Here is a 21195-nt window from a genome sequence, read left to right on the forward strand (position 1 = left end):
AGGCCACGTCGGCGCGGGTGGCGCCGGTGGTTCACCGGGGTGTGCGGGTCGGGTGGCGGGCGGGCCGCGGATCGGGACGCGGTCAGGACGGCGGGCGGCCCATCGAGTGGCCGAAGGTGTCGGGGTCCTCGTCGTAGCCGCGCAGCAGCGAGTGGAAGGACCAGGCGCCGGACCCGCTCCGGGTGAACTCCGCGAAGGTCGCGGCCGTGGTGCCGCCCAGCTCGGTCAGGCCGCCCTCCACCAGCACCGTCCAGCCGGTGACGATCTGGTAGGCCGGGTTGGCCACCGCGCCGAACTCCAGCCGTCCGAAGCTCTGCTGGATCATCGCGCCGACCACGACCCGGCGGTACCCGTCGCCGAGCCGGTCCAGCTCCAGCGTCATCACCTCGTCGAAGCCGAAGCCCTGGCCGTTCTTGCTGTCCCGGTTGAGCCACATGGTCCCGTCGGGCGCCCTGCTGTCGAAGTGCACGAGGTAGGCCGGATCACCCTGCTCCGCACCGGCCGAGTACGTGGCCGCGATCAGGTCCAGATCGCTCGGCGGGGCGCCCAGCGGGCTCGGGTCCCACTTCAACCGCACCTCGACCCGCTCGATCCCCTTGCTGAGGCCGTTCATCCCATGCCTCCACCCCGACGCCCCGTCATGGGCCGCCACACTTACCCCGATTAACGCCTCTCCACCCCACCCTGTCCACACCCACCGACGCCTTCCGGCCACCGGTCGCCGCCGCTCGCGGCCGGTCGCGGCCGGTCTCTTCAGGGGGGCCGGGTCAGAGGGAGAAGAGCCGGGTGGCGTTGTCGTGGCAGACGGCGCGGAGCCAGGGGGTGCCGAGGTCGGCGGTGCGCAGGGCGGTCAGGGCGGCGGCGTAGGTGTAGGGGATGTTGGGGAAGTCGGTGCCGAGCAGGACGCGGTCCTGGAGGGCGGCGAGGCGGGGGAGCGCGGCGCGGGGGAAGGGGGCGGCGGACTCGACGAAGGGGGTGAACGCCATGGTGGTGTCGAGCATGACGTCGCCGTGGCGTTCGGCGAGGTCGAGGAAGTCCTCGTACTCGGGCATGCCGAGGTGGGCGACGACCAGCCGCAGCCGGGGGTGGCGGGCCAGGAGCGCGGCGATCGGGGCCGGGCCGGTGTGGGCGCCGGGCACCGGGCCGGAGCCGCAGTGCGTCACCACCGGCACCCCCTCGTCGGCGAGCAGCCGCCATACGGCGTCCAGGTGCGGGTCGTTGGGGTCGAACCCGCCCACCTGGACGTGGCACTTGAAGACCCGCGCGCCCTGGCCGAGCGCGCGCCGCACGTCGGCGAGGGCGCCCGGCTCGGCGAAGAAGGTGGCCGTGTGCAGGCAGTCCGGGGTGCGGGCGGCGAAGTCGGCGGACCAGTCGTTGAGCCAGCGGGCCATCCCCGGCTTGTGCGGGTAGAGCATCGACGTGAAGGCCCGCACGCCGAAGCCGCGCAGCACCTCCACCCGGCGCTGCTCCTCCATCCGGTAGGCGATCGGCCAGTGCCGGCCCACCAGCGGCCCGGCCGCGTCGAAGTACGCCCACACCTTGGACAGCACCTGCTGCGGCATGAAGTGGGTGTGGACGTCGACCAGGTGGTCCAGCCCGAGCGACTCCCGGAAGGCCGCCACCTCGCGCCGCTCGGCCTCCGCCCGCCGCTCCGCTTCGGCGCCGTCCGCTCCGGCTCCGCCCGGCTCCGCCTCGGCTCGCGGTATCCCGCCCACCTCGCTACCGCCCTCCGCGTCCGTCCGTCCGGCCTCCGACCGGGCCATGGTGCCACGCCGGTGATCGCCGCCGACCGCCGCCCGCGCGTCCCGGGCGTGCGGGCTGGCCCGGCGGTCACACTGAACGGACAAAAGGACCGTATCGCCCCTCACGAGGTGTCCATGACGTTCGGCCTGGCCCGTCGCCAACTGCGGCCGAGGGTGCCCGTGCGCCCGGGCGAGGGGCACCGCAAGGCCGAGAAGGACCGGCTGACCAGCCTGGAGGGGCTGGCCGCGCTGTCGCTCGACGCGCTCAGCTCGGTCGCGTACGGGCCGGAGGCGATCGTGCTGGTGCTGGTCACGGCCGGCACCGGGGCGATCGACGCGACGCTCCCGATCACGCTGGTGATCACCGCCCTGCTGGTGGTGCTGGTGGTCTCCTACGGCCAGGTGATCGCGGTGCACCCCGACGGCGGCGGCGCGTACGCCGTCGCCAAGAAGGACCTCGGGACGCGGGTCAGCCTGCTGGCGGCGGCGAGCCTCGTCGTCGACTACGTGCTGACCGTCGCGGTGAGCCTCGCCGCGGGCGCGGCCGCGCTCGCCTCCGCCTACCCCGCGCTCAACTCGCACCTGCTGGAGGTGTGCCTGCTCGGCCTGCTGCTGCTCACCGCGGTGAACCTGCGCGGGGTCGCCGAGAGCGCCCGGGTGCTGATGCTGCCCACCGCGCTGTTCGTGCTGGGCATCCTCGGTGTCGTGGTGATCGGGCTGCTGCGCGGCCACCCCGCGGCCGAGGTCGGCACCCACGAGCCGGTGCACGTCACCGAGACGCTCGGCATCCTGCTGCTGCTCAAGGCGTTCTCGGCGGGCTGCTCCGCGCTGACCGGCGTCGAGGCCATCGCCAACGGCGTGCCGACCTTCCGCACCCCGCGCGTGCGGCGCGCCCAGCGCACCGAGCTGATGCTCGGCGGGCTGCTCGGCCTGATGCTGGTCGGGCTGTCGGTGCTGATCCACCGCGACCACGTCGTCCCGCGCGGCGGCGTGACGGTGCTCGCCCAGCTCACCGCCGGGGCGTACGGCACCGGCTGGCCGTACATCGCCACCAACCTCGTGGTCACCCTCGTGCTCGCGCTCGCCGCGAACACCAGCTTCGGCGGGCTGCCGGTCCTGATGAGCCTGCTCGCCCGCGACCACCGGCTGCCGCACATCTTCGGGCTGCGCGCCGAACGCCCGGTCTACCGCTACGGCGTGCTCGCGCTCGCCGCGCTCGCGGCCGTGCTGCTCATCGCGGTCGACGCCGACACCCACAAGCTGCTGCCGCTCTTCGCGATCGGCGTGTTCATCGGCTTCTCGATCAGCCAGATCGGCCTGGTCCGGCACTGGGCCGGCGACCGGCCGCCGAAGTGGCTGCGCCGGGCCATGGTCAACGGCCTGGGCGCGGTGCTCACCACCATCGCCGGCGTGGTGCTGCTCAGCACCAAGTTCCTCGAAGGCGCCTGGGTGGTGGTGGTCGCGGTGCCGCTGCTGATGCTGCTCTTCAGCCGGGTGCAGCGCTACTACACCGAGGTCGGCAGGGAGCTCGGCCTCGGCCGTATCCCCGCACCGCCCGGGCGCGGCGGCATCGGGCTCGTCGTGGTGCCGGTCGGAGAGATCAGCGAGGTCGCCCGGTACGCCCTCACCGCTGCCCTCGCGTTGGGCGACGAGGTGGTCGCGGTGGCCGTGCACTCGAACCCGGAGCGGGCCGGGGCGCTGCGCGACGCCTGGGCGCGGTGGGAGCCCGGGGTGCGCCTGGACATCGTGGACAGCCCGCACCGCTCGCTGGTCGAGCCGGTGGTCGCCTACGTCAAACGGCTCGCGGCGGACGGCCGGCAGATCGCGGTCCTCATCCCCGAGGTGGAGCCGCGGCACCGTCGCTACCAGATCCTGCAGAACCAGCGCGGCATCCTGCTGGCCACGGTGCTACGGGCCCGTACCGACGTCGTCGTCTGCCTGCTGCCGTACCGCCTGAAGATCTGACGGAAGGTCAATTCACCTTCCGTGCCGCCGCGTCGATGCGCTGCCAGACGCGGTCGCGGGTGAAGGGCAGCTCGGTGAAGCGGATGCCGGTCGCGTCGCGCAGGGCGTTGGCCAGGGCGGGGGCGACCGGGTTGAACGGGCTCTCGCTCATCGACTTGGCGCCCAGCGGGCCGGTCGCGTCGGCGGTCCTGGTGAAGTGCACCTCGGTGCGCGGCACGTCGGCGTAGGCGGGCAGCCGGTAGCGGCGGAAGGTGGCGGTCTCGACCCGGCCGCTCCCGTCGACGCGGACGTTCTCGAAGAGGGTCGCGCCCAGCGCCTGGGCGACGCCGCCCTCGACCTGGCCGCGGCACTGCATCGGGTTCAGCACCTTCCCGGCGTCGGCGGCGTGCACGCTGCGCAGGACGCGGATCTCGCCGCTGCCGGGGTCGACGGCGATCCGGAAGTACTGCGCGTTGAAGGCCATCGAGCGCGGGGTGCCGCCGAAGTGGCCGTCCGCGGCGAGGGTGACGCCGACCGCCCGGGCCGCGGCGTGCACCTCCTCGAGGGGGAGCCGCAGCCCGGCGGCGTCGGCGAGCACCGCGTCCTCGGTGAGCCTGACCTGCGCGCGGGGCACCCGCAGCCGCGCGGCGGCGAAGTCCAGGACGGCGTCGGCCAGCGCCCGGGCGGCGCGCAGCGTGGCCTTGCCGGCGACCACCACGCCGGTGGAGCCGAAGGCGCCGGTGTCGTGGCCCACGACGTCGGTGTCGGACTGGCGGACGTTGATCCGGTCGACGGTGGTGCCGAGTTCGCCCGCCGCGACCTGGCGGTGGACGGTGGTGGTGCCGTTGCCGAACTCGGCTGTGCCGACGCTGAGTTCGTAGCCGCCGTCGGGGCGCAGCAGCATCCGCGCGTCGGCGAAGTGGCCGCCGGGCGGGCCGGTGGCGTTCATCGACAGGGCGCTGCCCTCGCCGACCAGCCAGCCGTCGGGGACCTGCTCCGTGCGGGGCTCCGCCTGCGCGCGGCGGACGATGTCCAGGCACTGGTCGAGGCCGTAGCCGCCGAGGCGCAGGTCCTCCTCCGGCTCGCTGACGGGGGTGACCAGCGGGTCGTCCGGGCCGATGACGGTGCGGGCCCTGAGCAGCAGCGGGTCCAGGCCGAGCCGGCGGGCCAGCTCGTCGAGCGCGGACTCCATCGCGAAGGTGACCTGGCCGAGGCCGTAGCCGCGGTAGGCGCCGGCCGGCACGGTGTGGGTGTAGACGCAGTAGCCGTCGGCCTTCTTGTTCGGGCAGCGGTAGACCGACAGCGACTCGTCGCAGCCGTGGAAGAGCACCGCCGGGCCGTGGTTGCCGTAGGCGCCGGTGTTCGCCACCACCCGCAGCTCCAGCGCGGTCAGGGTGCCGTCGCGGCGCGCGCCGGCCTTGACCCGGACGCTGAACGGGTGCCGGGTGGTCGCGCCGAAGAACTGCTCGGCCCGGGTGTACTCCAGCTTCACCGGCCGGCGCAGCCGCAGTACCGCCAGCGCCACCACGTCCTCGACGAGCATCTCCTGCTTGCCGCCGAAGCCGCCGCCGACCCGGCCGGCCACCACCCGCACCTGATCGGCCGGCAGGTCGTACAGCGCGCACAGCGCCCGGCGGGTCAGGAACGGGGTCTGCGAGCTGGTGCGTACGGTCAGCCGTCCGCCGTCGTCGATCCAGCCGACCGCGCCGTGCGTCTCCAGGCTGGCGTGCTGGACCCGGACGGTGCGGAAGGTCTCCTCGTAGACCTCGTCGGCCGCCGCGAACCCGGCCGCGACGTCGCCGACCTCGCCGTGCAGCTCGCCGACCACGTTCCGCCGCGGCCGGGCGATGCGCGCGGTGCGGGCGTCCTTGTCGTGGACCACCGGGGCGCCGGGCTCCATCGCCCGCTCCGGGTCGAGCACGGCGGGCAGCACCTGGTAGTCCACCTCGATCCGGCGGCAGCCCTCCTCGGCGGCGCCCTCGCTGTCCGCGACGACGGCCGCGACCCGCTGGCCGGCGTACCGGACGGTGTCGTCGAGCACCCGGGTGTCGTCCGGGTCGTCCTCGGGGTGCTCGTGGCGCGCGGTGGAGAAGTGCCGGTCGGGGGCGTCGTGGTGGGTGAACACCGCCTGCACGCCCGGAACTTGGAGCGCGGCGGAGGTGTCGATCGCGGTGATCCGGGCGTGCGCGTGCGGGGAGCGCAGCAGCTTCATGTGCAGCAGCCCCGGCACGTCGACGTCGAAGGTGTAGCGGGCGGTGCCGGTGACGACCTGCGGGCCGGCCGGCGCGGGCAGGTTGCGGCCGACCGCCTCGCCCGCCCCGGGCGCCTCGGCGTGCCGCACCCCGCGGATCGCGTCCTCGATCGCCCGGTAGCCGGTGCAGCGGCACAGGTTTCCCTTCAACGCCTGCGGCAGGTCGTCGAGTTGCTCCTCGTCCAGGGCGGCGGCGGTCATCAGGAACCCGGCGGTGCAGAAGCCGCACTGGAAGCCCTGGGCGTCGAGGAACCGCCGCTGTACGGGGTGGAGTTCGCCGTCGGCGCCGGCCAGGCCCTCCACGGTGGTGACCCGGCGGCCCTCGGCGCGCACCGCCGGGTAGAGGCAGCTGTGCACGGGCTCGCCGTCGACCTGCACGGTGCAGGCGCCGCAGTCGCCCGCGTCGCAGCCCTTCTTGACGCCGAACCAGCCCCGGTCCCGCAGATACGTGCGCAGGCACTGGCCCGGCCGCGGCTCCACGTCGAACGGCCGGCCGTTGACCTCGATCCGGTAACTCATCGCGCACCGGCCTCCGTCGCGTCTCCGCCGGGCCGTGCGGCCAGTTCCGCGCGGATCTCCTCCGCGAGCCGGTACGTCATGTGCCGCCGCCAGGCGGGCAGTCCGTGGATGTCGTCGAACCAGTCGCCGTCACCGATCGCCGCGTCCAGCGCGGCCCGCAGCCGGTCGGCGGACGGCGGCCCGGCGAAGGCCAGCCGGAACGGCCGTACGGTCGAGGCGGTCACGGTCAGTGCCCAGGTGCGGTGGGTGCGGCCCGTGTGATCCGTGCGCGCGGCCCGCTCGGCCCGCTCGGCCGGGTCCGGCGGTTCCTCGGTACCGACCAGCAGCACGCCGGAGCGGCCCAGCGCGTACAGGGACGCCTGGCGGAAGGCGGTGCGCGCGGACAGCGCGCGCGGCGGCAGCGTCACCGCGCGCAGCAACTCGCCCTCGGCGAGGTCGTTGAGCCCGGCGCCGGTGACGAAGTCCGCCACCCGCGAACCGCGTTGCCCGCCCGCCTGGTCGAGCAGCAGGCACACCCCGTCGAGCGCAGTGGTGAGCGAGATCATCGGGCCGGCCGGCAGGGCGTTGCAGAGGTTGCCGCCGACGGTGGCCACGTTCCAGACCTTGAACGAGGCGAGGAAGGCCCGGCAGCACTGCTCGATCAGCGGCGCGGCCGGGTGGGCGGCCGGGTCCAGGCTCCGCCCGAAGCGGGACAGCCGGGCGATCGTGCAGGTCGCCGCGATCTCCAGCGAGCCGTCGGGCAGGTGCCGCAGCGGCTCCCAGCCGGTACGGCTCAGGTCGTGCAGCCGGCGCAGGTGCGGCTGCGGTTCGGAGAACAGGTGGGTCCCGCCGGCGAGCCAGGCGTCGCCCGGCCGCCACGGGGAGGCGTGCCGGGCGTCCCGGATCTCCACCACGGTGTTCAGGTCCATGACTCAGTGAAGCAACCGCCCGCGGGGCGGACGACCGTTTCCCGGCGGGGAACCACCGCGTGTCGGAGTGGAGGGTCGCACAGGAGGTGGAAGGCGGTGGTGCGGACGCCATCCGCACGCCGAACGGCCGGTTCACGTCGGATGATGCGGTCATCACATCCGGTGCCGCGGCCCGCGGCGCCGCCCCCGTTCTCACCCCGTCCCGGCCGTCTCCAGCGACGCGGCCTCGGCGTCGGCGAGTTCGATCTCCGCGGCCACGTCGATGGTGCGGGCCAGCCACCAGTACAGCAGTCCCGACACGGGCAGCCCGATGAACAAGGAGATGTCCGCGCCGTTCAGCGCCTTCGCGGCGGGCCCGGTGAAGAGCGTGCCCACCGAGAAGAACGGCACCATCGCGCCGAAGCCCACCAGGTACGCGATGATCCCGCGCCAGCCCCAACGTCCGTATATGCCGTGCGGCTTGAAGATCTCCGCGATGGCGTAATGCCCGCGCCGCACCACGTAGTAGTCCATCAGGTTCACCGCGGTCCACGGGATGAACAGGTAGAGCACCAGCAGCAGGAAGTTGTTGAAGTTCGTCAGGAAGTGCGAGGTCGCGGCGAGCGCGCCGGCCAGCGACAGGGCCGCGGTGAAGGCGAGGGTCAGCAGCCGGGCGCTGATCGTCGGGCGGACCTTGCGGATCGAGTCGGCCGCGCTGATCAGCGTCAGCGAACCGCCGTACATGTTCAGCGCGGTGACCGAGACCAGGCCGAGCGCCGAGAAGACCAGCACCACCGCGCCGAAGCCGTCGAAGACCTTGTCGCCGGCCGCGTCGATCGAGGCGATCGTGTCGAAGTCCTGGCCCGCCCACGCGGCCAGCAGGGAGCCCAGCACCATCAGCCACGCGCCGCCGAGCGCGGAGCCGAAGTACGTCCAGTAGAAGGTCCTGCGCACGGTGACGCCAGGCGGCAGGTAGCGGGAGTAGTCGGACACGTAGATCGCCCAGCTGATCTGGTAGCCCGCCACCACCCCGAACTGCGCCAGGAACGGGGTCCACCTGAAGCCGCCGAGGTCGAACGACCCGGCCGGGTAGTGCAGCGTCACCAGCACCCCGACGGTGAAGACGCCGAAGACCGCCAGGAACACGTAGGTGAGGACCTGCTCGGCGCGGTGGATGACGTCGTAGCCGACGAGCGCGACCAGCAGGGCGAGCACGGTCACGCCGGCCACCCACCACTTCACCCCGCCGTGCGCGGTGCGGCTCATCGCCTGGCCGGCCAGGATGGTGTTGAAGACGTTGAACCCGGCGTACTGCACGTAGGCGAAGAGCCACACCAGCAGCGCGCCGACGTAGCCGAACTGCGGCCGGGACTGGATCATCTGCGGCAGCCCGAGCTGAGGCCCCTGCGCGGAGTGGAACGCCATGAAGAACGTGCCGAGCGCGGTGCCCAGCACGATGGAGATCAGTGACCAGATCAGGTTGCCGCCGCCGGTGATGCTGATCAGGCCGACGGCGAGGGTGGCGATCTGGGCGTTCGACATGAACCACAGCGGGCCCAGGTGCCAGAGCTTCCCGTGCCGTTCGCGCAGCGGCACGTAGTCGATGGAGCGGACTTCCAGACCCGGAACGCGCGGTTGCTCGGTGGTCGTCATGCCGCCTCCTGGGCCCCACGTGCCCCTTGGTTGGTGACCCTCTTTCCGCGGAGGGGGCCGCACAAACCAGGGGCGGGTGGGGGTACTTCCCAGTCGAGGCCCGGGGATCAGGGGCGCGGCTCGTCGTGGCCGAGGGGGTCGAGGTGGGCGTCGGTGGCGCCGTCGGAGGTGGTGGACTCGCTCAGCGCCCTGTGCTGCTCGTCGGAGGCGAGCAGGGCGCGGCCGGCGGCGGTGGCGTAGCGGAAGGCGTCGGCGCCCACGAGCAGCCGCAGCGGCGGGTCGGGGAGGGCGACGACGTCGAGGACGAGACGGGCGACCTTGGCCGGGTCGCTCGCCGCCGTCGCGGAGCCGCCGCTGTGCAGGGCGGCCATCGCCCCCACGGTCGGCTCGTACGCGGGCCGGACCGGGTCGACCCGCATCGAGGAGCCGGCCCACTCCGTGGACATCCCGCCCGGTTCGAGCACGGTGACCTTGATGCCGAGCGGCGCGACCTCGGCCGCCAGCACCGAGGAGAACCCGCCGACCGCCCACTTCGCGGACTGGTAGGCCGCCAGCCCCGGGGTGGCCAGCCGGCCGCCGACCGACGAGACCTGCACGATGTGCCCCGACCCCTGCTCGCGCAGTACCGGCAGCGCGGCCTGGGTGAGCCGGACCACGCCGAGGAGGTTGGTGTCGATCTGCGCGCGGAAGTCGTCGAAGGCGACGTCCTCCACGGCCCCGACGTTGGCGTACCCGGCGTTGTTGACCAGCACGTCGAGCCGGCCGAAGCGGTCCACGGCGGTGCGCACGGCGGCCCGGACCTGCGTGTCGTCGGTCACGTCCAGCGGGACGACGGCGATCTGCTCGCCGTAGCGCTCGGCGAGGTCGTCCAGCGATGCCGGCGTGCGTACGCCGGCCACCACGCGGTGCCCGGCCTCCGCGGCGGCCCGCACGATCTCCCGGCCCAGCCCGCGGGAGGCGCCGCTGACGAGGAAGACGGCGGACTGGTGCGAGGGGGCGTTCGCGTTCGAGGGGGTGGCGGACGGTGAGGGCATGGCGGGGCTCCGATCCGGGACGGGTTGCTGACTAACCGGTTGATTAGCAACTCCATCCGACTCCTCCACCCGCCCTTTGTCAACTATCTGGTTAGTAGATAGGCTGAGTGCCATGAACAGGGATGCCGAGGCGACCCGTCGCCGGCTGCTGCGCGCGGCGACCGAGGAGTTCGCCGCGTACGGCATCGCGGGCGCCCGGGTGGACCGGATCGCCGCCGCGGCGAAGAGCAACAAGGCGCAGATCTACCACTACTTCAGCAGCAAGGACGGCCTGTTCGACGCGGTCTTCGACGCCATGTGCCGCGAGACCGTGGACGCCGTGCCGATCGACCCGGCCGACCTGCCCGAGTACGCGGGCCGGCTCTTCGACTCGTACGAGGCGCGGCCGTGGGTGCAGCGCCTCGCGACCTGGTACCGGCTGGAGCGGTCCGGCACCGGCGCCCCGATCCCGGTGGTCATGCAGAGCAACGCCGCCAAGATCGAGGCGGTCGCGGGCGCGCAGCGCGACGGCCTGCTGCCCACCCGGTTCAGCGCGGAGGAACTGCTCGGCCTGGTGCTGCACCTGTCCGGCTTCTGGAGTTCCAACACCCCGGAGCTCGACGCCAGCCTGGCGGGGGGCGGGACGGCACGCCGGCGCAAGGTGGTCACCGACGCGGTGGCGGCGCTGATCGCGGGGTGAGGCTGCGGCGGTCGGCCCTTGTTGCGGCGGTCGACGGTGGCTGCGGCTGCGGCTGCGGCTGCGGCTGCGGGCGTACGAGGCGCACGGGGCGCGGGCGTACGAGGCGCGGGCGTACGAGGCGTACGGGGGCTCGGGTGGGGGCTCGCGCATGGCCTTTCGGCGGGCGGGAGTTGGGAACCGGCCACAGTCGTACTCGCGGGTAGATTTTCCGCCCGCCGTGCCTACGATGGCCGTATGACACTGACGGCGGCCCGGCACTGCAACAGCGCGCTCAACCCGTTGCACTCGCTGATCTACTTCGCGCCCGAGGCGGAGCGGGAGTTCACCGCGATCGGCCTGGAACCGGGCGGTATGGCATACCTCGCGAGCCGGTCGGCGGCCATGGGCGCCGTGGGCGCGGGCGTCGTGGCGGCCACCTTCTACAACTTCAACCCCGCGCTGATCGCCCGGCACATCCCCCGGGCGTGGCAGGCCGCCGCGCCGGCGGCCGTGCTGGACGCGCGGTGGCGGGCGGTGGAGGCCGCGCTGCGCCGGGTGCTCGGCGAGGACGCCGCCGACGACCCCGAGGTCGCCGAGGCCGCCGCGCTGGCGACGACCGCCACCGAGGCGTGCGCCGCCCCCGGCCGCCCGCTGTACGCCGCCCACGCCGATCTGGACGCGCCGAAGGCGCCGCAGCTGGCGTTGTGGCACTGCGCCGCGCTGCTGCGCGAGCACCGCGGCGACGGCCACATCGCCGCGCTGGCCGGCGCCGGACTCGACGGGATCGAGGCGCTGATCACCCATACCGCGACCGGCCAGGGCATGACCCGGGAGTTCGCGTGCGCCAGCCGCGGCTGGAGCCGGCAGGAGTGGACCGCCGGCTGCGAGCGGCTGCGCGAGCGCGGCCTGCTCGACGCCGACGACGCCCTCACCCCGGCGGGCACCGCGCTGCGCCACGACATCGAGGAGACCACCGACCGGCTGGCCGCCGACCCCTACCGCCACCTCGGCGAGACCGGCACGGCCCGGCTCACCGAGATCGGCGCCCGCCTGACCCGTACGGCCGTGGCGAACGGCGCCTTCCCGGCAGGCGTCTTCGCCACGAGGGGCTGACCCGTCACGCCGTCGGGCTGACCCGTCACGCCGTCGGGCCGGCCCCTCACGCCGTCCCGACGGCCGCGCGGCCGCTCAGCGGCTCGGCGCGGCCATGGCGGCGGGGCCGGCCCGGTTCCGCGCTCAGCCCTTGACGGAGCCGGAGTTGGCGCCGCGCACGAAGTGGCGCTGGAAGACGAAGAACAGGACGGCCACCGGGATCGTGGCGAGCAGGGCCGCGGTGAGCTTCAGCGGGTACTGGGTGCCGGCGCTGAGGCTGCCGGAGACGAACCGCGCCAGGCCGGTGGTCAGGGTCTCGTACTGGGGGGACTGGGTGGCCACGAGGAAGTGGGTGAACTCGTTCCAGGACGACTGGAAGGAGAGGATGGTCAGGGTGATCAGGGCCGGGCGGGCCATCGGCAGCACCACCGACCAGAAGGTGCGGAAGACCCCGGCGCCGTCGATCCGCGCGGCCTCCTCGACCTCCTTGGGCACGGACAGGAAGAACTGCCGCATGATGAACACCCCGGCGGCGTCGACCAGCAGGGGCACGATCATGCCCGCGTAGGTGTCGAACATGCCCAGCTGGTTGAGGACCAGGAACTTCGGGATGAGCAGCACCACGCCGGGCACCGACATCACCGTCAGCAGGCCGTTGAAGAGCAGGTTGCGGCCGCGGAAGTCCAGCCGGGCCAGCGCGTATCCGGCGAGGGAGTCGAAGAACACCCGGCCGCCGGTGATGAAGACGGTGACCAGCACGGAGTTGCCCAGCCAGCGGGTGAACGGGATCGACTCGCCCCCGCCGAACCCGAACAGCCGCCGGTAGGAGTCCAGCGTGAAGGGGTCGGGCAGCAGCGACAGCGGGTGGGCCGCCGCGTCGGGGTCGGTCTTGAACGACGTCACGAGCTGGATCACGAACGGCAGGACGTACACCACGCCCAGCAGCCCGGCCACGCCCAGCACCAGGACGGTGCTCACCGAGCGCCGCGGCCGCGGTGCGGCGCGCTCGGCGTGCTCGGCGTGCTCGGGGTTCCGGGCGTTCGCAGGACCCTCGGCGTGCTCGGGATTCCTTCGGATGATGCTCATCGGTTCCTCCCGAGGAGTCGGCGGACACGGCCCGGGTGCTCACCGCGCTCCCGCAGCAGCACCCGCTGCACCAGCGTCATCAGCATGATGATCGCCAGCAGGATGAACGCGATCGCGGCCGCGTGGCCGTAGTCGCTGTCCTGGAAACCGGAGGTGTACGACAGGTAGGCGGGCGTGAGGGTGGTGTTGCCGGGGGCGCCCTGGCTCATCACGTACACGGCGTCGAAGACCTGCCAGGTGCCGATCAGCCCGAGGGTGAGCACCAGGAAGATCACCGGGCGCAGCGCGGGCAGGGTGACGTGGCGCAGCGACTGCCAGCGGCTGGCGCCGTCCACCCGGGCCTGCTCCTCCAGTTCGGCGGGCACGTCCTGGAGCGCGGCGAGGAACATCAGCATGAAGGTGCCCGAGGTGGTCCACACCGCCAGCACGATGATCGTGCACATCGCGATGGACGGCCCGGCCAGCCAGTCCCACCAGGACAGCCCGAGCACGCTGTGCGCGGCGAGCGCGTGCACCGGCTTGTTCGGGTCGACCAGGCCGAGCCCGCCGAGCACCGTCCAGACCAGGCCGTGCGCGTCGGTGAACCACTTGGGCCCGGTGATGCCCACCCACTTCAGCAGCGCGTTGACCGCGCCGCTGCCCTGGAAGAGGAAGAGGAAGACGGTGGAGATCGCGATGGAGCTGGTGACGGACGGGAAGAAGAACGCCGTGCGCAGCGGCCCCTTGCGCTTGAGCCGGCGGCTGTTGACCGCCAGCGCCAGGCCCAGTGCCAGCACGGTCTGGAGCGGCACCACCAGCACCACGTAGTAGAGGTTGTTGCGCAGCGAGATCATGAAGAGCTGGTGGTTGAGCCCGCCGCTGCTGCCGAACAGGTCGGTGTAGTTGCGTACGCCGACGAAGTCGGCCGCCGAGCTGAACGGGTTGGACTGGCCGTCCCAGTGCAGCAGGCTGACCCACAGCGCCATCAGGATCGGGAGCAGCAGGAACAGCCCGAGCACGATCACCATCGGGCTGACGAACAGCCAGCCCCAGCGGCCGTGTCGCCGGCTCATGAGGCTGCCCCGGGTCCGGCCGGCCTTCCCCGCCTTCCCGGCCGGCGCCTTCCCTGCTCCCGGTCCGGCCGGTTCCTTCTCGCCGCCCGGTCCGTTCGGCCCCGTCCGGCGAACCGCGGGCAGTGCGACGGCTGCCGCGCCGCCCTGCTGCTCCTTGCGCATGTTCCTTCCCTTCACACTGCCCGCTGATCGGGTGCTGCCGGTCGATCGGACCGTTCGATGCCGCCTACGGCCGGCTGCCGCCGGCGTCGGGGATCAGCCGCCCGACTTGAGCGCCGCCGTGCCGTTCTTCTGCAGGCTGGACAGGATCGTCTTCGGGTCGGCGGTGGCCAGCCCGCTCAGATCGGTGTCGAACTGCGCGAGCACCTTCGAGAACCCGGGGATCGTCACCGGCCCCTGCCCGTAGGACGCGCCGTCGGCGAACGCCTTGTTCGCGGGGTACTTCTCGCTGTACGCGGCCAGGGCGCTGGTCCGGGAGGGCAGCACGCCGTAGGCGCCGGCGAAGGACAGCTCCTGCGGCACGGCGGTGAACGCCTTCACCAGGTCGACCGCCGCGTCGTGGTGGGCGCTCTTGTTGGCGACGCCCCAGCAGGTGCTGAACGACAGCGTGCCCTTGCCCGCCGGGCCGTCAGGCAGCGACAGCACCTTGTACCCGACCTTCGGGTAGTCCGACTGCATCGCGCCGGTCAGCCAGTTGCCCTCGATGGTCATCGCGGCCTTCTGGGTGCCCAGCGCCTCGCCGCCCCAGCCGGTGTCGACCTGCTTGGGGAACTTCAGCGCACCTTCCTTCAGCAGCTTCTTGACGTACGTCAGTGCCTCGACGTTCGCGGCGCTGTCGGCGGTCATCGCGGTCTGCCCGGGGTTGGTGATCCAGCCGCCGGCCTGCTTCATGAAGACGCCCAGCTCGTTGTAGGACGCGTCCACCACCAGCCCGGTCGTCTTGGAGCTGGTGAGCTTCTTCGCGACCTTCTCCAGCTGCGGCCAGGTGGTGGGGTAGTCGGCCGCGGTCAGGCCGGCCTTCTTCCACATGTCCGTGTTGATCGCCAGCGCCAGCGTCGAGGTGTCCTTGGGCGCGCAGACGAACTTGCCGTTGTAGGAGAAGGACTTCCGCAGCGAGTCGGAGAAGTCGTCCTGGTACGAGAGCTGGTCGCCGTACGGGTACAGCGAGTTGCCCTTGGCGTAGTTGGCGAAGGTGTTGGAGCCGACGTAGAAGACGTCCGGCGGCTTGCCGCCCGCCAGGGCCTGGCCGAGCTGCTGGTCGAGGTTCTGCGCCGGGGTCACCGTGACGGTGTTGCCGGTCTTCTTCGCCCAGGCGGCGGCCGCCGCCTTCACGGCGTTGGTCTCGGCGTCACCGGACGAGCCGATCATCACCGTGAGGTGCTGCTTACCTCCGCTGTCCTGCTTGCTGCTGGAGTCGCTGCCGAAATTCGACGAGCAACCGGCCAGCAGGAGGGCGCCGCACAAGGCGGCGGGGGCGGCTCTGCGTACGTTCATCATCTCTCCGAGGCTGTACGGATAGCGGTGTGCGGGTGCGAAAGCGAAAGCGGGTGGGGGCCCGGCCCGGGGGCGGGGCCGGGGGTCATTCGGGGGACGGGTGCGCGTCCGGGCGGGGGTCCGGGTGCGCGTCCGGGCGGGGGGCCGGGTGCGGCTCCGGCCGCTCTGGCAGCTCCGACCGCTCGCCCGGGTGCGGCGCGGAACTCTCCCGGGCCACCAGTTCCGGTGCGAGCAGAAGCTGTTGCGGATCGGCCCGCGGGTTCTCGATCCGGTTCACCAGCAGCCGGGTGCAGGCCCGGCCGACCTCCTCCAGTGGCTGGTGCAGGCTGCTCAGGCTCGGCGAGAGCAGCGCGGCGGCCGGCGAGTCGTCGAAGCCGACCACGGCCACGTCGGTGCCGGGGGTACGGCCGCGCTCGCGCAGCGCCCGGTAGACACCCAGCGCGAGGGTGTCGCTGACCGCGACCACGGCGGTGACGCCGTTGCCGTTGTCCAGCAGCGGGGCCACGGCCTCCTGGGCCGCCTTCGCGTCGTCCTCGGCGAACCGCCGCAGGCCGCGTACCGGCAGGTCGTGCCGTTCCATCGCCTCGCGCCAGCCGCGGGCCCGGTCGTCGCCGACGCCGGAACCGCGCGGCCAGCCGAGCAGGCCGATCCGGCGGTGCCCGGCGGCGACCAGGTGGTCCACCGCCTCGGACGTGCCGTGCGCGCCGTCGACGTCGACCCAGTCGCCGGCGTCACGGGCGGCCCAGGAGCGGCCGAACGCCACGTACGGGATCTCCCACTTGGCCAGCCAGCCCGGCCGGCGGTCGCCCCGGTGGGTGTTGCTGAGCACGAACGCGTCCACCGAGTGGTCGCGCACGAGCTGGTCGTAGCGCTCCTGCTCGTCCTCGGTACCGAACGGCGCGGCGAAGAGCAGCACCCGGTAACCGGCCCGGTCGGCCGAGTCCGACAGCGCGTGCAGGAAGCGGTCGGCCACGAACGTGGAGATGGTCGGCGGGGTCGGGGCGAGGCCGTAGCCGATCAGCCGGCTGGAGCGGGTGCGCAGCGAGCGGGCGGCCTGGCTCGGCCGGTAGTCGAGGTCCGCGATCGCCCGGCGGACCCGCTCCAGGGTCTCGCCGGCCAGCAGGCCGGGGGAGTTCAGCGCATTGGAAACGGTCTGCGCCGACACCCCGGCCCGCTGCGCCACCATGGCCAGCGTTACCGGCTTGCCCCCGTTGCCACCTGCGGCTTTGCCACGCGCCACCTACGGCCTCCCTCGTTCTCCGAAGTCCCCGCGGCACCACGTTACCGACGCAGCGCTGCGTTTGATGGAACGATAAAATCCCCTTCAGGTGCTGGTTGGCAAGGGGTAAGGTGCTATTTGATCGATCCAAACGATGATCAACGCATCGGTCCCACCATCGACCAACCGTCGTCACGACGAGAGGCACAGCACCGTGAACATGGCTGTCCAGGGGCGCTCCGCCGCCGAACCCCCGTCTTCCGCGGGTGCAGCAGAAGGGCTCCAGCCGTTCCTGCACGACGCCTGTACGACCGTGTACGCGCCGAGCCTGGCGCTCTCCCGTCGCAGCGGTGATCTGGCCGGCGGCGCGGACGGCTTCTTCCACGGTGACCGGCGCGCGCTGTCCCGCCTCGAGGTGCGCTTCGAGACGGACGCGGACGGGGGCGGGGACGCCGGTACGGATGGGGACGCGGGCGCCGTGCCGGTGCTGCTGGCGCCGCTCGGGCACACGCTGCGGGCGGCCGACGAGACCGGCTACCGCGCGGTGCTGCGCGGTGTGGGCGAGGTCACGGCCGACCCGGCGGTCACGCTCCATCGGGTCCGACGCTTGACGCCCGGCCGGTTGCGGGAGACGCTGCGGATCACGAACTCCGGTGCCCTGCACGTCTCACTGACCATGGTGGTGGCCGCGGGCACCGACCTGGCGCGGATGGACGACGTCAAGAGCGGCCGCTTCCCGCGGCCCTGGCCCGCGGCGGCGGCCTCCGCCGAGCACTTCGGACCCCACGACCCCGGTGGCCGCGGCGACTCCGGCACGTCCGGCGGCACCGGCGCACCTGACAGCGTCGAGACCGCCGCGGACGACGCGGACGCCGCGGCCACCGGTCTGATCTGGCAGGACGAGGACGGGCTGCGGGTGGTGCTTCGCCCGCTCACGGGCCCCGCCGGAGCCGGAGCCGGAGCCGGAGCCGACGCCGACGCCGACGCCGACGGCACCGACCCGGACCCGGGTGCCGCGCCGGCCACCCTCGCCGGCGCCCCGGCCGTCCGCCCCGAGGACGGCGAGCTGCGCTACCGCGTCGCGCTCGCCCCCGGCGCCTCCTGGCAGGCCGTACTCGAATGCACCGTGTACGACCCGCTGCCCGCGCCCTTCCCGGCCCCCGCCCCCGGCAGCGTGGACTGGCCCCACCCCCGGCTCGCCTCCGCCGACCAGCGGCTGGACCGGCTCGTGGCGCGCTCGGTCGGCGACCTGGAACGGCTGCTGCTCACCGACCCCGACCACCCCGGCGACACCTTCCTCGCCGCCGGCTCCCCCTGGTTCCTCACCCTCTTCGGGCGCGACTCGCTCTGGGCCGCCCGCATGCTGCTGCCGCTCGGCACCGAGCTGGCCGCGGGCACCCTGCGCACCCTGGCCCGCCGCCAGGGCACCCGCGTCGACCCGCACACCGAGGAGCAGCCCGGCAAGATCCTGCACGAGGTGCGCCGCGAGCCGCTGCGGCTGGCCGACTCCCGCGCGCTGCCCGCCGTCTACTACGGCACCGTGGACGCCACCCCGCTGTGGATCACGCTGCTGCACGACGCGTGGCGCTGGGGCATGCCCGCCGCCGAGGTCGCCGAGCTGCTGCCGCACGCCGAGGCCGGGCTGGAGTGGCTGGCCCGCTACGGCGACGCGGACGGCGACGGCCTGCTGGAGTACGTCGACAGCACCGGCAGCGGCCTGGCCAACCAGGGCTGGAAGGACTCCGGCGACTCCATCCGCTGGCGCGACGGACGGCTCGCCGCGCCGCCCATCGCCCTGTGCGAGGTCCAGGCGTACGCCTACGAGGCCGCCCTCGCCGGCGCCGCCCTGCTGCGCGCCTTCGACCGGCCCGGCGCGGACCGCTGGGAGGAGTGGGCGGCCACCGTCCGGCGCCGCTTCCGGGAGAGCTTCTGGGTCTCCGACGCGCTCGGCAGCTACCCGGCGGTCGCGCTCGACGTGGACAAGCGCCCGGTCGACTCCGCCACCTCCGCCTTCGGGCACCTGCTCGGCACCGGGCTGCTGGACCACGAGGAGAGCGCGCTGCTCGCCGACCGGCTGGCCGGGCCCGACCTCGACTGCGGCTTCGGAGTGCGCACCCTCAGCAGCCGCAACGCCGGCTTCAACCCGCTTGGCTACCACGTCGGTTCGGTGTGGCCACACGACACGGCGATAGCGGTGCACGGCCTGGTCAGGGCCGGCTTCCCGGCCCAGGCGGTACCGCTGGCCAAGGGCATCGTCGCCGCCTCGGTCGGCTTCGAGGCCCGCCTGCCCGAGCTGTACGGCGGGCACGGCAGCGGCTACGACGAGGCCCCCGCCCCCTACCCCGCCGCCTGCCGCCCCCAGGCGTGGTCGGCCGCCGCCGGCGTGCTGCTGCTCCAGGCCGCGCTCGGGCTGTCGGCCGATGTGCCCGGCGGCCGGCTGCGGATCGACCCCGCCGCCGCCGGTGCGTTCGGCCCGCTGCACGTCAGCGGACTGCGGGTGGCCGGCGCCCCGCTCTCGGTACGGCTCGACGCCGACGGGCGCGCCGAGGTCACCGCCCCGGACAGCCTCACGCTGGAAGGCGCCCACCGGGCGGCTCCCCGGTCCTGACGCCCTGCCGCACCCCGACCCCGCCCCACGGAGGAGGACAGCCCCGTGCCCGAGACCGATCTGCCGCTCGACGAACTGCGCCGCTACCTGCCGGACCGTCAGGAGCCGCCGGACTTCGACGCGTTCTGGGCCACCACGCTCGCCGAGGCCCGCAGCCACGACCGCCCGGCCGAGTTCACGCCGTACGACGCCCGGCTGAGCGAGGTGCGCGTCTACGACGTGCGCTTCCCCGGGTACGGCGGCGACCCGGTGGCCGGCTGGCTGCTGGTGCCCGCTGCCGCCCGCACGCCCCGCCCCTGCGTCGTCGGCTACCTCGGCTACGGCGGCGGGCGCGGCTTTCCGTACGAGTGGCTGACCTGGCCCGCCGCCGGCTACGTCCACCTGCTGATGGACACCCGCGGGCAGGGCGGCTCGCTCCAGCCCGGCGCGACCGGCGACCCGCACGGCAGCGCCGGCTCCTCCTCACCCGGCATGGTCACCCGCGGCATCCAGCGCCCGGAGGACTACTACTACCGCCGGGTGTTCACCGACGCGGTCCGCGCCGTGGACGCCGCGCGCGCCCACCCGGCGGTCGACCGGGAACGGGTCGTGGTGGCCGGCGGCAGCCAGGGCGGCGGCATCGCGCTCGCGGCCGCCGCACTGGCCGACGGGGTACGGGCCGCCGTCATCGACCAGCCGTCGCTGTGCCACTACCGGCGGGCGCTGTCCGTCGTGGAGGGCAACGCCTACCGCGAGATCTGGACCTATCTGCGCACCCACCGTGACCAGGTGGAGCAGGTCTTCGACACCCTGTCCTACTTCGACGGCGTCAACTTCGCCGCCCGCGCCACCGCGCCCGCGCTCTTCGCGGTCGGCCTGATGGACGACATCTGCCCTCCCTCGACGGTCTTCGCCGCCCACAACCACTACGCGGGGCCGAAGGACATCCGGGTCTGGCCGTACAACCGTCACGAAGGCGGCGGGCAGCACCAGGTGGTCCACCAGCTCGACTTTCTGCGGTCGGTGCTGGGCGAGGTCGGCTGACCCAGGCGCCAGGCGCCAGGCGCCAGGCGGTCGCGCCGCCCGGCGGAGGGGTCAGTCCGCCGCCGGGCAGATGCCGGAGCGGGGCGGCCGCAGTCGTATGAGGAAGCGGGTCACGGCTGCCGCCACGCAGCCGTGGGAGGTGTCCACGCCGTGGCCCGCCGCGTCCACGGTGACCATCGCCGCGCGGTGGCCGAAGGCGCGGAGGGTCTGGCGCGCGGCGGCGGGGCCGGCGCCGAGCAGGCACCCCGCGGCGAGTAACAGGGCGAGAGCGCCGGCCGTGCGCCCCCGCGGGCGGCGCGCCCGCAGCGGGGCAGCCGGAGAGTGCACCGTCGGAGAGGCCGTCGGGGAGGTCATCGCGCCACCGCCGTCTGCACGCGGCCCAGCAGCACCAGGCGCTGCACGCTGAGCACGATCCCGAAGTAGAGCAGGACGCTGGCCGAGCCGAGGCCCGAGCTGATCACGTCGTCGATCAGCAGGTGGAGCCCTATGCCGACGATCCAGAGCACCGCGGTGAGCGGGCCGCCCTTGCGGAAGGTCTGGCCGCCCTCCTGCCACACGGTGAGGGTGAAACCGCGGACGGCGGCGAGCGCCACCCCGATCGCCAGGCTCAGCGCCAGCAGCGAGACGTCCCGGCCGGACAGGCTGTGCTTCGAGGTGAAGGAGACGGTCTCGATCACGCCCACCACGATCAGGACGAAGCCGAGCCGGGACCTCTCGCGCACCGGGCGCGTGGACAGCTGCCGGCTCAGCAGCCAGACCAGGACCACCACGGCGACGGCCACATTGATCAGACCGTTGGAACCCACGGGGCAACCCGCCCTTCGACAGTCAGCGGAAGGAGAACGCCTTCCATGCTGCCGATTCGCCCCCGCGAACGGACCAACCCACGGGTTGAACCTGGCTGAACCCGGGTGGAGATCCGCGTTCCACCCC

The 21195-nt window shown here is 73.4% G+C and carries 17 protein-coding genes; 5 read left to right on the top strand and 12 right to left on the bottom strand.

What is annotated here, in order from left to right:
• Positions 1–82: 82 nt before the first annotated feature.
• Positions 83–613 (bottom strand): TerD family protein, encoded by a 531-nt coding sequence (locus AB0399_RS17265; RefSeq protein ID WP_329366726.1) that lies wholly within the window; start codon positions 611–613, stop codon positions 83–85.
• Positions 614–767: 154 nt separating this feature from the next.
• Positions 768–1763 (bottom strand): amidohydrolase family protein, encoded by a 996-nt coding sequence (locus AB0399_RS17270; RefSeq protein WP_366411866.1) that lies wholly within the window; start codon positions 1761–1763, stop codon positions 768–770.
• A gap of 114 nt (positions 1764–1877) precedes the next feature.
• On the opposite strand from AB0399_RS17270, the gene AB0399_RS17275 reads away from it, so the two are divergent.
• Positions 1878–3707 carry an APC family permease gene (locus AB0399_RS17275; protein WP_366411867.1) on the top strand — a complete coding sequence of 610 codons (1830 nt, stop codon included), beginning with the start codon at positions 1878–1880 and terminating at the stop codon, positions 3705–3707.
• A gap of 7 nt (positions 3708–3714) precedes the next feature.
• Here AB0399_RS17275 and AB0399_RS17280 read toward each other — a convergent pair whose 3' ends face one another.
• From AB0399_RS17280 to AB0399_RS17295, 4 genes are all read right to left on the bottom strand, one after another.
• The gene (locus AB0399_RS17280; RefSeq protein ID WP_366411868.1) at positions 3715–6456 is read right to left on the bottom strand and encodes a molybdopterin-dependent oxidoreductase; all 2742 of its coding nucleotides are present in this window, start codon (positions 6454–6456) and stop codon (positions 3715–3717) included.
• The gene (locus tag AB0399_RS17285; protein ID WP_366411869.1) at positions 6453–7364 is read right to left on the bottom strand and encodes an FAD binding domain-containing protein; all 912 of its coding nucleotides are present in this window, start codon (positions 7362–7364) and stop codon (positions 6453–6455) included. Before AB0399_RS17285 ends, AB0399_RS17280 begins: the two co-directional genes overlap by 4 nt.
• Positions 7365–7556: 192 nt before the next feature.
• Complete coding sequence (locus AB0399_RS17290; RefSeq protein WP_366411870.1) at positions 7557–8996, bottom strand: cytosine permease; 1440 nt, start codon at positions 8994–8996, stop codon at positions 7557–7559.
• A gap of 107 nt (positions 8997–9103) precedes the next feature.
• The gene (locus AB0399_RS17295) at positions 9104–10030 is read right to left on the bottom strand and encodes an SDR family NAD(P)-dependent oxidoreductase (protein ID WP_329366715.1); all 927 of its coding nucleotides are present in this window, start codon (positions 10028–10030) and stop codon (positions 9104–9106) included.
• 112 nt (positions 10031–10142) lie between these two features.
• On the opposite strand from AB0399_RS17295, the gene AB0399_RS17300 reads away from it, so the two are divergent.
• The gene (locus AB0399_RS17300) at positions 10143–10709 is read left to right on the top strand and encodes a TetR family transcriptional regulator (RefSeq protein ID WP_329366713.1); all 567 of its coding nucleotides are present in this window, start codon (positions 10143–10145) and stop codon (positions 10707–10709) included.
• A 234-nt stretch (positions 10710–10943) separates the two neighbouring features.
• The gene (locus AB0399_RS17305; RefSeq protein ID WP_366411871.1) at positions 10944–11801 is read left to right on the top strand and encodes a hypothetical protein; all 858 of its coding nucleotides are present in this window, start codon (positions 10944–10946) and stop codon (positions 11799–11801) included.
• 123 nt (positions 11802–11924) lie between these two features.
• Here AB0399_RS17305 and AB0399_RS17310 read toward each other — a convergent pair whose 3' ends face one another.
• The 4 genes from AB0399_RS17310 to AB0399_RS17325 form a co-directional block, all read right to left on the bottom strand.
• Entirely contained in the window at positions 11925–12866 is a 942-nt protein-coding gene (locus tag AB0399_RS17310; RefSeq protein ID WP_366411872.1) for a carbohydrate ABC transporter permease, read from the bottom strand.
• Positions 12863–14080, bottom strand: a complete 1218-nt coding sequence (locus AB0399_RS17315; protein WP_366411873.1) for a sugar ABC transporter permease — start codon at positions 14078–14080, stop codon at positions 12863–12865. Before AB0399_RS17315 ends, AB0399_RS17310 begins: the two co-directional genes overlap by 4 nt.
• A gap of 93 nt (positions 14081–14173) precedes the next feature.
• Positions 14174–15412: an extracellular solute-binding protein gene (locus AB0399_RS17320; RefSeq protein WP_328466989.1), complete on the bottom strand. Its 1239-nt coding sequence runs from the start codon at positions 15410–15412 to the stop codon at positions 14174–14176.
• Positions 15413–15497: 85 nt separating this feature from the next.
• Positions 15498–16652, bottom strand: coding sequence for a substrate-binding domain-containing protein (locus AB0399_RS17325; protein WP_366411874.1), 1155 nt, complete (start codon positions 16650–16652; stop codon positions 15498–15500).
• 199 nt (positions 16653–16851) lie between these two features.
• On the opposite strand from AB0399_RS17325, the gene AB0399_RS17330 reads away from it, so the two are divergent.
• Both AB0399_RS17330 and AB0399_RS17335 read left to right on the top strand, forming a co-directional pair.
• Positions 16852–19239 carry a glycogen debranching N-terminal domain-containing protein gene (locus tag AB0399_RS17330; protein ID WP_366411875.1) on the top strand — a complete coding sequence of 796 codons (2388 nt, stop codon included), beginning with the start codon at positions 16852–16854 and terminating at the stop codon, positions 19237–19239.
• A gap of 45 nt (positions 19240–19284) precedes the next feature.
• Positions 19285–20262 (top strand): acetylxylan esterase, encoded by a 978-nt coding sequence (locus AB0399_RS17335; protein ID WP_329366698.1) that lies wholly within the window; start codon positions 19285–19287, stop codon positions 20260–20262.
• Between the two features lie 51 nt (positions 20263–20313).
• Here AB0399_RS17335 and AB0399_RS17340 read toward each other — a convergent pair whose 3' ends face one another.
• A complete protein-coding gene (locus tag AB0399_RS17340; RefSeq protein ID WP_366411876.1) occupies positions 20314–20616 on the bottom strand; it encodes an alpha/beta hydrolase in 303 nt (100 codons plus the stop codon).
• The gene (locus AB0399_RS17345; protein WP_366411877.1) at positions 20613–21068 is read right to left on the bottom strand and encodes a hypothetical protein; all 456 of its coding nucleotides are present in this window, start codon (positions 21066–21068) and stop codon (positions 20613–20615) included. The genes AB0399_RS17340 and AB0399_RS17345 overlap by 4 nt, the downstream gene beginning before the upstream one ends.
• Between the last annotated feature and the right edge of the window lie 127 nt (positions 21069–21195).

The organism is Streptomyces sp. NPDC088194 (assembly GCF_040702025.1).
Lineage (GTDB): Bacteria > Actinomycetota > Actinomycetes > Streptomycetales > Streptomycetaceae > Actinacidiphila.